Annotated in this window: 11 protein-coding genes and 1 tRNA gene; 4 read left to right on the top strand and 8 right to left on the bottom strand. The window is 56.0% G+C overall.

The window, feature by feature from the left end; all coding sequences use genetic code 11:
• Window positions 1-115: 115 nt before the first annotated feature.
• Window positions 116-2,218 (top strand): ATP-dependent DNA helicase RecG, encoded by a 2,103-nt coding sequence (gene recG, locus SADFL11_RS05460; RefSeq protein ID WP_040452058.1) that lies wholly within the window; start codon window positions 116-118, stop codon window positions 2,216-2,218.
• Here the strand turns inward: recG and SADFL11_RS05455 are convergent.
• On the bottom strand, window positions 2,215-3,528 hold the full coding sequence (locus tag SADFL11_RS05455; protein ID WP_008191846.1) for an MmgE/PrpD family protein: 1,314 nt from the start codon (window positions 3,526-3,528) through the stop codon (window positions 2,215-2,217). The two genes, recG and SADFL11_RS05455, sit on opposite strands and share 4 nt — an antisense overlap.
• 120 nt (window positions 3,529-3,648) lie before the next feature.
• Window positions 3,649-4,386, bottom strand: coding sequence for a DUF502 domain-containing protein (locus tag SADFL11_RS05450; protein ID WP_008191604.1), 738 nt, complete (start codon window positions 4,384-4,386; stop codon window positions 3,649-3,651).
• 160 nt (window positions 4,387-4,546) lie between these two features.
• Between SADFL11_RS05450 and SADFL11_RS05445 the strand changes: the two genes are divergently transcribed.
• Entirely contained in the window at window positions 4,547-4,921 is a 375-nt protein-coding gene (locus SADFL11_RS05445; RefSeq protein WP_040450488.1) for a YbaN family protein, read from the top strand.
• Between the two features lie 27 nt (window positions 4,922-4,948).
• Here the strand turns inward: SADFL11_RS05445 and SADFL11_RS05440 are convergent, their stop codons facing one another.
• The 3 genes from SADFL11_RS05440 to glmU form a co-directional block, all read right to left on the bottom strand.
• Window positions 4,949-5,386 carry a GNAT family acetyltransferase gene (locus tag SADFL11_RS05440; RefSeq protein ID WP_008195510.1) on the bottom strand — a complete coding sequence of 146 codons (438 nt, stop codon included), beginning with the start codon at window positions 5,384-5,386 and terminating at the stop codon, window positions 4,949-4,951.
• Between the two features lie 2 nt (window positions 5,387-5,388).
• The gene (gene glmS / locus SADFL11_RS05435; RefSeq protein WP_134852916.1) at window positions 5,389-7,215 is read right to left on the bottom strand and encodes a glutamine--fructose-6-phosphate transaminase (isomerizing); all 1,827 of its coding nucleotides are present in this window, start codon (window positions 7,213-7,215) and stop codon (window positions 5,389-5,391) included.
• A 122-nt stretch (window positions 7,216-7,337) separates the two neighbouring features.
• Entirely contained in the window at window positions 7,338-8,693 is a 1,356-nt protein-coding gene (gene glmU / locus SADFL11_RS05430) for a bifunctional UDP-N-acetylglucosamine diphosphorylase/glucosamine-1-phosphate N-acetyltransferase GlmU (RefSeq protein WP_040450491.1), read from the bottom strand.
• Window positions 8,694-8,877: 184 nt separating this feature from the next.
• Between glmU and SADFL11_RS05425 the strand changes: the two genes are divergently transcribed.
• Complete coding sequence (locus SADFL11_RS05425) at window positions 8,878-10,071, top strand: hypothetical protein (protein WP_008191108.1); 1,194 nt, start codon at window positions 8,878-8,880, stop codon at window positions 10,069-10,071.
• Between the two features lie 30 nt (window positions 10,072-10,101).
• Here the strand turns inward: SADFL11_RS05425 and SADFL11_RS05420 are convergent, their stop codons facing one another.
• The 3 genes from SADFL11_RS05420 to SADFL11_RS05410 form a co-directional block, all read right to left on the bottom strand.
• Entirely contained in the window at window positions 10,102-10,842 is a 741-nt protein-coding gene (locus tag SADFL11_RS05420; RefSeq protein WP_008192212.1) for a cytochrome c biogenesis CcdA family protein, read from the bottom strand.
• Between the two features lie 142 nt (window positions 10,843-10,984).
• Complete coding sequence (locus SADFL11_RS05415) at window positions 10,985-12,025, bottom strand: TAXI family TRAP transporter solute-binding subunit (protein WP_167578956.1); 1,041 nt, start codon at window positions 12,023-12,025, stop codon at window positions 10,985-10,987.
• A gap of 227 nt (window positions 12,026-12,252) precedes the next feature.
• Window positions 12,253-12,519: a hypothetical protein gene (locus SADFL11_RS05410; RefSeq protein WP_008189278.1), complete on the bottom strand. Its 267-nt coding sequence runs from the start codon at window positions 12,517-12,519 to the stop codon at window positions 12,253-12,255.
• Between the two features lie 396 nt (window positions 12,520-12,915).
• Between SADFL11_RS05410 and SADFL11_RS05405 the strand changes: the two genes are divergently transcribed.
• Window positions 12,916-12,991 (top strand) — tRNA-Lys (locus SADFL11_RS05405).
• Window positions 12,992-13,135: the final 144 nt, after the last annotated feature.

The following is a 13,135-nucleotide window of genomic DNA, read 5'->3' as shown; positions in this document are numbered from 1 at the left end:
GGATGTCAGCGGTCAAGTTCACAGAATGTTCCAATTGTTGCACTCAAGCCAATCTTCATGGCAGAACAGATCCCGCCCGCTTCGCCGCCTGTCTGACAAAGGTACGACACCTTCCATGCGCCCCCCGGTCCTTGATCCGCTGTTTGCTCCCGTCTCCACGCTGCCCGGGATCGGTCCGAAGATTGCCAAACTGGTCGCAGGCCTAGTCGGCGGTCAGCCGGACCGAGAGGCGACAGTTGCCGATTTGTTGTTTCACATCCCGCACAGCCTGATTGACCGGCGTCATAAACCGGGAATCGCTTATTCGGAAAACGGCGACATTGTCACGCTGGATGTCACCATCGGACGCCATTCTGCCCCGCCGCGACACTCCAAGGCGCCCTACCGCATTTCCGCCTATGACGAGACAGGTCAGATCACCTTCGTCTTCTTCCATTCCCGTCAGGACTGGCTTCAAAAAACCTTCCCGGAAGGCGAACGGCGGATCGTCTCCGGCAAGGTGGAATGGTTTAATGACCGGCCTCAGATGGTGCATCCGGATTACTCGGTGTCTCCGGAAGAGGCCGACCAGATGCCGCCGATCGAGCCGATCTATCCGTTAACAGCGGGCCTTGCCTCCAAGACGCTGCAGAAGGCCATGAAGGCGGCTTGCGAAAAGATCCCGCATTTGCCGGAGTGGCTGAATGAGCCGTATCTGCACCAGACCGGCTGGCCGGACTTTGCCGAAGCGCTGAAGACCCTTCACGCGCCGAAGGGACGGCAGGATGTCGAGCCGCAATCGCCCTTCATGCAACGGGTTGCCTATGACGAACTCCTGGCCAGTCAGCTCGCGCTTGCGCTGGTGCGGGCCAACATGCGCACGCTTGGCGGGATTGAACGCAAGCCCGATGGAAAACTACAGGCGGCCGTCATCAATGCCCTGCCCTTTGAGCTGACCGACAGCCAGAAAGACGCGATCAAGGACATCAACGCGGACCTCGCCAAACCCACGCGCATGCTCCGTCTTTTGCAGGGCGATGTCGGTGCTGGTAAAACCGTTGTTGCGCTGGCAACCTTGGCCCAGGTTATACAAACAGGGGCCCAGGGCGGCCTGATGGCCCCGACCGAAATCCTGGCCCGCCAGCACTATGCCTCCATGGCGCCGATTTGCGAGCAGGCCGGAATCCGGATGGCGCTGATGACCGGCAAGGACACGCAAAAGGAACGCCGCCTGCTTCAGGAAAAACTGGATGCGGGCGAGATCGACCTGGTTGTCGGCACGCACGCGCTGTTCCAGGGCTCGGTGACGTTCAAGGACCTCGGGATGGTCGTCGTCGACGAGCAGCACCGGTTCGGCGTGCATCAGCGCCTGGCACTATCCTCCAAGGGGCGCGGCGTCGATGTGCTTGTCATGACAGCAACCCCCATCCCGCGCACGCTCGTTCTGACGTGTTTTGGTGACATGGATGTCTCCAAGCTTCTCGGCAAGCCTGCCGGGCGAAAGCCGATCAAGACCGTGTCCGTATCACTGGACCGCCTCGAAGAAATCATCGGCCGTGTTGGCGCTGCGACCCGGGAGGGACAAAAGGTCTATTGGGTGTGCCCACTGGTTGAGGAATCTGAAAAAATAGATCTGGCGGCCGTGGAAGATCGGCACCGGGTGCTGGAACACGCGCTCGGCGAGCGAGTCTCATTGGTGCATGGGCGGATGAGCGCAGCAGAAAAAGACGCGGCGATGGACGATTTCAAATCCGGCCGCACCCGGGTTCTTGTCGCCACTACCGTGATCGAGGTCGGCGTTGATGTTCCAGATGCCACAATCATGGTGATCGAACATGCCGAGCGTTTTGGCCTGGCTCAACTTCACCAGCTGCGCGGCCGGGTCGGTCGCGGCGACAAGCCGTCCTCTTGTGTGTTGCTCTACAAAGGCCCGCTCGGGGAAACAGCCGGTGCGCGTCTCAACATCATGCGCGAGACCAACGATGGCTTCCTGATTGCGGAAGAAGATCTGCGTCTGCGCGGCGGCGGGGAAATTCTCGGCACACGCCAGTCCGGGACACCGGGTTTCCGGATTGCCCGGGCGGATGAACATGCCGATTTGATGGAAGTTGCCCGCGATGATGCGCGGCTCATTCTTGAGACGGATCCGGACCTGAAATCAAAACGTGGCGCGGCCCTGCGCTGCCTGCTTTATCTCTTCGGCCGCGACGCCGCGATCCAACTGCTGCGGGCAGGTTAGCCGGCGACAAGTTTTCCTATTGCCCGCGCATTCATCTGGTCCAGCCGGTCAAGGATTGACCAAATGTGATCTCCTTCTTGACCGAGGCAAGCGTGCGCTTTGGATCGTAGTTTGCCTTCCAGGGTTTCCATTGGCAGTGGCGCTGCAAGATCAAAGGACACTGGGCGCGTCTCTCCGTTTTTGAGCTTCAGAACGCCATCAGCCTGCAGGTCGGTTAGTGTATCATCGCCAACCACAGTCACGGTCTCCCCAAATGCCGCCAATCCCGGATCCAGCGCCAATGCGTCGGTGTAAGTGTCCGGTGCGCCGGTTACATCGCCCCTTAGGGTCATGCCGGCGAGCCAGGCATAGCTGAACTTGACCTCAAGCCCTGTGCGCGGCTGATTGATGTCACAAACCTTCAGCCAACGCGGATTGGTTCTCAATACAAATTCGGCAACATCGTCAGAGGTTACGCCAGTGTTCTTTGCCAACAACAGCCCTTCGATCATGGCATGCAATCCATGACAACAGGCATGCAGTTTGTATTTGTTGTCTTCAAAGCGCAGACGGTTCTGGCTCCCATCGTTCCAAATAGCCTTCTCTGGGGTAGTGTCGGGATTATGCGTTTCCGCAAACCCTTGCAGCCCCATCAGTCCATCCTCACAGGAGGTCATGCCAAGCCGGGCAAGCTGGGCACATTCAATACCATTGGAGGCAGCGATCCCGGCGTTATAAGGCTTGCCCATCGTGCCGAATTGCGACTTCAGCCCGGATGCCCGCGTTGCACAGAGCCCAATCGCCGCCCGCATCTGCTCTGACGACAGACCATAGAGCCGGCCAGCTGCGACCGTCGCGCCAAAGGCGCCTGCGGTTGCCGTTTGATGGAAACCGAGATTGTAGTGCGCAGCTCCAAGAACCGTTCCTATGCGGATCGCGGCCTCCGCACCAACCACAAAGGCCGCAATCATGTCTGCAGCGGACGCCTCTACATCTTCAGCTGCGGCAAGCGCCGCCGGATAGATGCCAACCGACAGGTGGCCGACATGGGAAAAATGGGTGTCGTCGTAATCCAGCGCGTGGCTGACAGTACCGTTGATGAGAGCGGCCATTCTTGGCGGCATCTTGGAACCGCCAAATGTTGAGGCAGTTTGAACACCCCCTTCGCTGGCGCCAAACGCGCGAAGTTTTTGCGCCACCGGTTCTTCCACCCCGGCACTGCCGCAGACGAGCCAATCCAGCAGGGAGAACTTCGCCAATTGGACAGCAGGTGCAGGCAAGTCGGCGGAAGGCTGCGCAGAGAAGGCAATCAGGTCATCAACAAAGGGCATTCGAAACTGTCCGGGAGGAACAAAAGACGGGCCTTCACCGTAACCGAACAGTATACCTCTTGGAAAGCTTTCGTGGTGTTTGCCGGTGTCTGGTCCAGACCCGACGCAGAGACTGGTTTCCTAGACTTTCTCGACCTTTTTCAGGCGCTCCGCCTGTTTCGGATCTACCACCAGATCTTCCACATATTCGGGATAATCAGGGCTCACAAGGCCGGCCGAAATGACCAGCTTGGCCGCGTCTTCAACGCTCATGTTCAGTTCGATGACATCTTCTTTGGGAACGAACAACAAGAAACCGGATGTCGGGTTTGGCGTTGTGGGCAGGAATACAGACACGGTATCTGCCAAGTTCTTCAGCTGCGAGGAGACTTCGCCCTTGGTGTCTGTGGAGATGAACACAATCGCCCACAGGCCTTTCCGCGGATATTCGATCAAGGCAGCCTTGTTGAAACTCGTCCCGCGCTGATCAAGTACTGTCTGAAAGATTTGCTTTAAGCCACTGTAAATATTGCGAACAAGTGGCATTCTGTCGACGAGGCGTTCGCCGAAAGAGATCAAACTGCGGCCCAGGAAATTAGCCGCCAGGAACCCTACGATCGTCAGGACGACCACCGCGACGATCAACCCGAACCCAGGTATCGAAAACGGCAGATAGGTCTCAGGATTGTAGACCCGCGGGACAAAGGGTTTGACCCAGCTGTCGACCCACTTGATGAATGTCCAGGTCAGCCACAACGTGATGCCGATCGGACCGGTAATCACGAGACCTGTAAGAAAATAGTTCCGGACACGCGTTGCGGCATTGGGGCGGTGGGCTACCAAATGCTCATCATCTGCATTATGTTTGTGCTTGCTCATAAGCGGAACCTGAACATCGTTTGTGAGTTTCCATTTTGCATCCAGCCACCAGCTAGATAAGTATCTTTATCGCAGCGCAGTATCCTGCGCTTGAATTAATTTTCGGCTTTGACCGGAGTTTCTGCCGGAATCGGAGGCACGATTGCACCGCACCACGTTCATGATACTCGGACTGGCTTGCGTCGCGGTGGGCATCGTTGGGGCATTCTTGCCGATTCTGCCCAGCACGATTTTCTTCATTCTTGCAGCCGCTTGTTTTGCAAGATCCTCCCCCCGGCTTGAAAAAAAGATCCTCGATCATCCCGTCTTCGGACCGCCGGTCATTTCCTGGCGGGAACACGGCGCCATCCCTTTGAATGCCAAGCTCTATGCGATAGCTGGAATGTGCTTCGGGTATGCTCTTTTCTATTGGGGCACTGCACCGCAGCTCTGGCTCGCGGCTGTAGTCGCGGTGGGGATGATCGGATGCGCCATCTATGTTGTGTCCCGTCCGTCTGGCCCCACTCCTAAGGACCAGGGCGCGGATCCTATGTAACGCAGGTGGTGAGTCCTTGGGTGTCAATCAGTCGTCCGGGATCAGCCGTTTTCCGAAGGCTGCCGACGTTTCAAGCGCATAATCCATTTCCCCATAGAACCTGTGCACGGCGTCATTGTCTTTACGTACGAACAGATTGATCTTAGGGCAGCTAAGGCCAGTCAGATAGTCTTCGCACTGTTGCATAAGCTTGCGTCCATATCCGCCGCCTTGATGCGCCGGATCGACACTCAAATAATAAACCGCGCCACGATGGCCATCGTAACCGGTCATCACCGAGCCAATGACTGTCTGGTCTTTCATCAACACAAACAAGCGGCTGGCGTCCACATTGAGACACCGGTCAATATCCTTGTCCGGATCATTCCAGGCGCGCACCAGACCACATTTTTTCCAAAGCGCGATCACATCCTGGCGGTGCTGTTCCTCAAACAGAACGATGACTGACTTGTCCGCATCCGGCATGATTATTCCACCGTCACCGACTTGGCGAGATTGCGCGGCTGATCGACATCAGTGCCCATGAACACGGCCGTATGATAAGCAATCATTTGAACCGGCAGTGCGTAGATGATCGGTGCAACGATATCCGACATTTCCGGCAGGATAACCGTGTCCTGCGCAGCGTTTCCGCTTTCTGCGGCGCCCTTTTGATCGGTAATGAGAACGATGCGGCCACCACGTGCGGCGACTTCCTGCATGTTCGAAACGGTCTTCTCAAAAATCCGATCGTAGGGCGCGATAACGAAAACCGGAATGTTCTCGTCGATCAACGCGATGGGTCCATGCTTGAGTTCACCGGCGGCGTAACCTTCCGCATGAATATAGGAGAGTTCCTTCAGCTTCAGCGCGCCCTCGAGCGCAAGAGGGAAGCTGGTAGACCGGCCGAGATAAAGCGCGTTCGTTGCCTGGGACAACGTTTGAGACAGTTTTTCGATCGCCTGTTCGCTGGCAAGTGCCTTCAGCGCAAGGCTTGGAACTTCGGTGAGCTCCGCCACGAGTTTTTTCTCGTCTTCTGCAGACAAGACACCGCGTTCCCGACCGGCCTGCAGGGCAAGTGCAGCCAGAACGGTCAGCTGGCAAGTGAACGCCTTCGTGGAGGCAACACCGATTTCAGGACCCGCGATCGTCTGGAACACCACGTCTGCTTCGCGGGCAATCGTGCTTTCCGGCACATTGACGACAGCGCCGATGGCAGCCCCCTGCTCCTTGCAATAACGGAGCGAGGCGAGCGTATCGGCTGTCTCTCCGGATTGAGAGATGAACAGCGCACTGTCCTTGTCGCTCATCGGCGTTTCGCGGTAGCGGAACTCGCTCGCAATATCGATGTCGACCGGAAGCCTTGCGTATTTTTCAAACCAGTATTTGGAAACAAGACCAGCAAGATATGCTGTTCCGCAGGCGGAAATGACCAAACGGGACAGATCCTTGAATTTAATCTTGTCAGCGCCGGCCACCTTTGCAGATTGCGCGCCGTAGTCCAGATACCGGGACAAGGTGTGACCGAGCACTTCCGGCTGTTCATGAATTTCCTTGGCCATGAAGTGCTTGTAATTGCCCTTGTCCATCAGCGCAGCGGTGACAGATGAACGCGCCTCCGGCCGTGACACCGGTTGATTGCCGGCATCAAAAATCTCGCAGGATGTCCGGGTCAGGACAGCCCATCCCCCTTCATCCAGATAGGTGATACGGTCGGTGAACGGCGACAAAGCTATTGCATCAGATCCGAGGAACATTTCACCGTCGCCATGACCAACTGCCAGCGGGGATCCCTTGCGTGCCCCAATCAGAAGATCGTCTTCACCGGCAAACAGTATGGCGAGTGCGAATGCCCCGTTGAGACGGGGAAGGACTGTGGCGACCGCGTCCTTCGGGGAAGCGCCCTTTGCGATCTCGAAATTCAAAAGATGCGCAACGACTTCCGTGTCGGTCTCAGTGTCTAGGACCGCACCGGCCGCAGTGATTTCATCACGCAAATCGAGATAGTTTTCGATGATGCCGTTATGGACGACCGCAACGCGCCCGGCCTGATGCGGATGGGCGTTGCCGACAGTCGGGGCGCCGTGCGTCGCCCAGCGGGTATGACCAATGCCACTGGACCCTTCCAGCGGTGTCTTTTCAAGAGCGCCTTCGAGGTTGCGCAGCTTTCCTTCCGCACGGCGGCGCTGAAGTTCACCGCCGACGAGCGTTGCAACGCCAGCAGAATCATAACCGCGGTATTCCAGCCTCTTGAGCGAATCCACAAGCCTCGGCGCCGCTGCAACCCCGCCCAAAATGCCAACAATCCCGCACATGCAGTTATGTTCCTCACATTACCCAAATCAAATCGTCCGCTCCGGTTTAGACGAGGCGGCGTGGCAAATTGAAATCAAAGCTTATTTCAGAAAGTGACAAGCCGGGTCCGACGGGCACCTTGTCAGGATTTCTGGTTTTTCGCCTTTTTCAGCTTATCGCGGAGAACCTTAGCCATCCCATCCTTGGATTGCTGGCGTGAACGCCCGAAGGCCATTGCGTCGCCCGCGACATCTCTTGTAATGACACTGCCGGCTGCAACGAATGCACCGTCACCGAGCGTCACCGGGGCGACAAGCGTGGAGTTCGATCCGACAAAGGTGCCCGTCCCGATGTGCGTGTGGTGTTTCAAGAAACCATCATAGTTGCACGTGATGGTGCCGGCGCCGATATTGCTGGCCTCACCAACACGCGCATCCCCCACGTAGCTCAAATGATTGGCTTTTGCGCCATCGCCGAAAACGGCATTTTTGGCTTCGACGAAATTGCCCACCCGAACATCTTTTCCAAGGACCGTTCCGGGGCGCAAACGCGCGTAAGGCCCAACAACTGCGCCGTTCCCGACGTCGGCGCCCTCAAGATGACTGAACGACCGAATCTGTGCGCCGGACCGCACGGTTACGCCCGTCCCAAAAACAACATTTTGCTCAATGATAACATCCGGTTCAATGACGGTATCGTGGGCGAAAAATACTGTTTCAGGCGCTAGAAGCGTAACGCCGCTCTCCAAAAACTGCTCGCGCTTGCTTGCCTGAAAATCAGCCTCACACGCTGCCAACTGGGCCCGCGTATTGATGCCTTGGGTTTCCGCTTCAGTTCCCGCAACAGCGACAACCTTCAGGCCTTTGGCATTGGCGACTTCAACCGCATCGGTCAGGTAGTATTCGCCCTTTGCGTTGTCATTGCCAATCGCCTGCAGAATGCCAAGCGCTTTTTCACCCGCAAAGCCCATGATCCCGGAATTGCAGAAGGTGATCTTCCGCTCGGAATCGCTGGCGTCTTTTTCCTCCCGGATCGCCACAAGCCGTCCGTCGTCCGTAAGCAGGCGCCCATAACCGAACGGAGTGTCCGTTTCAAACCCGAGAACAACCACATCGGCGCCGCCGGCAAGTGCGCCCCGCACCTTTTCGACGGTCGCTGCCGTAACCAGCGGCGTGTCCCCGAACAGCACCAGTACGTCGTCGGTCACATTTTCCAAGGCTTTTTCAGCCGCTAGCGCCGCATGCGCAGTGCCAAGGCGATCCGTCTGAACAAAACAACGCGCATCCGGTGCCAAATCACCTACGAGTTCTTCAAGCTCCGGCATGCCGGGTCCGGTCACGACAGACAGACGGCTCGAGCCGGTTTGGCCGAGAACCTTCAGGACATGGCCGACAATCGGCAACCCGCCAACCGGATGCATGACCTTTGGCAAGTCCGATTTCATGCGGGTCCCAAGTCCGGCAGCCAGTACCACGGAATGGCAGCTTCGCAATGTCATAAACGCCTCAATTCACTCAACTTGGGCGGCGCGCCCAGTCACTTTGGCCCCTATATGCCCCGATCCACAGAACATTGAAAGATCTGAACGGCCTACAGTGCATATTACCGTTTCATTAACCATATTCAGCGCCAAATGAACTACCTTTCGAAGGATTCGAAGCGAGAATCGGGGAACAGGACAGTTGCAGGCGGCCAGTGCCAAAAAACCGGTGCGGGAAAATATCCGCGACACCTTCACGCCATCGCGTGTAGGTGTGTTATCTTGGGCTTTTGCCGCGATTGTGATGGGCTCCATTGGCATGGCGTCCTACAAATTCGGATCATCAACCTCCGGCTTTGCGCCCGCAGGAACACGGGTCGCAGGATTGCCACTGCCGCCGGCAGGCGACGTCGGATCCACGGCTTCGATCCGGTCCTACACGAGCCCAAACGCTGTCGAAGTGCTTCATCTCCCGGCACAAACAGCATCTCAAGAAACATTGGGGTTGGATCAGAGCCAGATTTCCGTTTTGCAGGATCAAATCGCCCGCTTGCGCCGCCGGCTGAGCACGATAAGTGAGCAGAATGATGGCTATTCCCGCCGTATTGCTGCACTTGAATCGGAACTGTCGCGACCAGTCGCCGCTATCCCGGCGCAAGAAAACCAGACCTCTTCGACGACGGCATCCTTCATGAAGGACCCTGGTGTTCCTGATCTTGCCGATGCGACTGACATCAAACGCCCGATGGCACCGCTGCCGAAACCGCATGCTTTGGACGACACCAAGACCGCCGGGCTTGAAGCCCCCGCATCTTCAGATCCACAAAATGAACGGCGCCCGCCTTCCCGGCGGATAACAATCTATTCCGGGCAAGCAACACCGGCCTATGAACCGCCGATCGCCTCACAAGCCCCGGTGAAGATCGTTCAACTGCCGTCGGCGGACACATCTCCGGCAACCACAGGATCCATCCGGCAATCAGACAACCTGTTGCCACAAGATGATTTTGACAGCACTCCGGCAGGAACAAGCTTGCGGCCCAAGATTATTGTTCCGTCAGACGGTGTCGGCACCCTGCGCGGTGGTGGATCAAGCACGCTCAGGCGGAGTGATTTTGGAGCAATTGTGGGCCATTACACTTCGCTTGCGGAAGCCGCAAATGCCTGGTCGAATTTCCGGGAGCAGAATGAAGAACGTATGCAGGATCTGCGGCCGCTCATAAAGGAGCGCTCCGCTGACGGCGGCGTCTCACTCTTGATCGGACCGTTTGGAAACGCTGCAGATGCAGCAGCTGCCTGTTATTACCTTCTTGACGTGACCAACGTCTGCCAGCCTGCGCTCTACAATGGAGCGCCGATGGTCTCTGCTGCCGACTTCCCGCAACAGACCTTTTAAAGCGCCCCCTGCCCAGACGCGGCTCGGCGGCTAGCCGATGTATTGGAAAGCCGGGAACGTTTCCAAAAGCCAGTATGAGAAAACGGCCATCTGCCCGGTCAGGAACATGATCCCTGTTAGAACGAGCACCCCCCCCATGGCTTTTTCAACGGTTCCCATGTGCTTGCGGAAACGCTTCATGAACCTCAGGAACGGCCTTGCGAACAACGCAGCGATCAGGAACGGAATGCCTAAGCCCAAGGCATAGGCTGCCAGAAGAACTGTTCCTTGCAGTACTGTATCTTTGGCCCCGGCAACAAACAGGATTGCGGCCAGGATCGGCCCAACGCAGGGCGTCCAGCCAAATCCGAATGCAAGTCCAATGACATAAGCGCCCATCGGGCCAGCGGGCTTTTGGTCCACATGCACGCGGGCCTCCTTGTAAAGAAAACCGATCTTGAACACGCCAAGGAAGTGCAGACCCATCACAATGATGGCAGCTCCGGCGATATATCCGAGATAATCCAGATACATACGAATAAATTGACCAAGGAAACTTGCGGTGGCGCCAAGGAGAACGAAGACCGTCGAGAAGCCGAGCACAAAAACCAGAGCGCTGAAGAAAACACGCCGCGAAGCGGCCTCGTCAGTGTCGTCTTCACCCGTCAACTGATCCAGTGAGACCCCAGCGAGATATCCCAGATAGGGTGGCACAAGCGGCAGGACGCATGGAGACACAAAAGATAGGACCCCGGCAAGGAGGGCGCCGATGATGGTGACGTCTTGGATCATTCCAGAAAATATTCCCTATGGGCCGAAGCGGTCTTATTCCAATGTGTGTCTTTTATCCGGCTCAAGCTGCCGACACAAACACGGCCTGGTCACCATTTGGCGAGCGGTTGACATCACCGCTTGCTCTTTGGTTGTGGGCCTTTCAAGGCAAATAGCCTTGATCTTTATAAAATTGCACTGCGCCAAGATGTAGCGGTGCTTCCGTTTTTGCCTCAACAAGTAGGGCCCCAGCCAGATCTGTGAGAGCTGGATGGACGGTTCTGAATCGCTCTATGTCCGACAAAAGAGATCTCAGGACGGTTGAAACTGCATGAGTAGGCATTTGTTCAACGGTGACAAGCAAAGCGCGGGTCCCGATGGTTTCAATCGCATTGTATTCACCATAAGCCCCTGAAGGGATCTCCGCGGCGCGATAATAGGGAGTATCAGCCACCATCTTCTCTGAGATGTCGGCACCGATCTCAATAAACTGGACGGGGCAGACCTCTTGTGTTTCCTCAATGACGCCCGCTGGATGACCAATCACAACAAAATAAGCGTCGATTTCGCCTACGCATAGCGCTTCACCCAGCCCGGAGAGATCTTCTTGGGTGATCGCTGCGCGATCCTCCTCCGACCAGGGAAGGTGTTGCGTTAACTGACCCCAGGTCGCGGCAGAACCAGAGCCCGCCGGGCCGATATTGATGCGCTGCCCTTTAAGGTCAGAGACGTCCATGAAACCAGAATCTGCCCGCACAACGATGGCTGCCATTTCGGTATGCAGTCCGGCAACAACCCTCAGATCCTCCATGGGCCCGTATTCTGAAAACACGGACGTTCCCAAATAGGCATGGTGTTGCCAGTCGGCCTGAACGATCGCGAAATCGACGTCGCGATCCCGAAGTTGTTTGAGGCTTCCTACTGATCCGCGGCCCGCTTCAGCAGCACACCGCACCCCGTGCTCAGAACGGCTTTTATTGACTGCCCGGCAGATCTCTGTGCCGGCCGGATGATAGACACCGGTCACCCCGCCCGTTGCCAGTGTGAGAAACACTTGGTCCTTTGCAACGGCAGGTGCGGTCAAAACGATGCAACAAAATCCTGCAACGGTGATGAGACTGCTATTGCTTGGGAATTGCGCCAGCATCGACATGCTCTTCTTGCCCAATCCAAGCGCACCCATCAGTGTCCGATACTGTTGCACACTCCACCTCTTCACATGCTTATGCTGAGACTGCATCCTTACCAAAGAGATGAAGCTGCGGCCAGATAAGGCAACACGTGTTCGGCACCTGGGTTGTGTTTTCCAGGCCATGCTTCTCGTGTAGGCTGCGTCCCTGAGTGCAGGTGACACAGCAAAACACGATGTCATGTCAGTTTGTTCAGGGGTGTATTAAGGCTGGTTACATCTGGGTCCCGGTTCGCACACCCTCAGTTGACGCGCCCGCCTTCAATCACGGCAAATATCTGACCTTTCAAAGAATCTTCCGACTCTCCGTTTCGAAGACCCTCACGCCATTGATCAATAATCAGCCTCAAGCTAAGCGTTTCCCGGTCATTTGGCAGATCTTTTACAAAAGCACCAAAAAAACTGTCGAGACGCTCCCGATCGACCGCACCTTGATCAATCAATGCATGAATTAATGTCATTGTCGCCGCAATATGCCCTTTCACGAAATCAAACTCGATCGAGCTCATTTGCGCCTCATTCTTATTTGTGTACATGTAGCCTCTCAATGTTGACATCAAGCTACAGCACTAAAGAACACGCCGCTAGATGACATTTTTCGCAGTAGAAAAGAAAATATTTTCATAAATATGAATCAAATTAAGTCGTGATTATGTAATCATCGACACCCAGAACAACGTATCTTCACCATCAACACCGATATACTTTACAAGCCTACCTGATACCAGTCCCTAATGAGTTTTGACGTGGAATGATCATTCTACCTACACCCCTCCCCGCATTTTTTACAGTCCTGTAGAAAAAATCAAAATTGCCTCTTGCATTGTGTCCGGTGACGGCATAAACACAGCGCCACCGACGAGATGCGGCGCAAACGCGGCACCATAAAACGTTGGTTTTGGTGAGAGCCGATAGCTCAGCTGGTAGAGCAACTGACTTTTAATCAGTAGGTCCAGGGTTCGAACCCCTGTCGGCTCACCAACAAAATCAAAGACTTACCAGCACCCCACACCCCTAACAAAATAAGCCGTAGCACCTGCGTAGCACCTAGGGCGAAAAAAAAGACCGCCCTGCTCTTCGATCCGGCGATCGTATAAAAAAACCCCAGCCGTTTCCAGCTGGGGC

It is taken from the genome of Roseibium alexandrii DFL-11 (assembly GCF_000158095.2).
GTDB classification, from domain to species: Bacteria; Pseudomonadota; Alphaproteobacteria; order Rhizobiales; family Stappiaceae; genus Roseibium; species Roseibium alexandrii.
The sequence above is the reverse complement of the archived record's forward strand: the minus strand, read 5'-3'. Positions and strand labels throughout refer to the sequence as shown.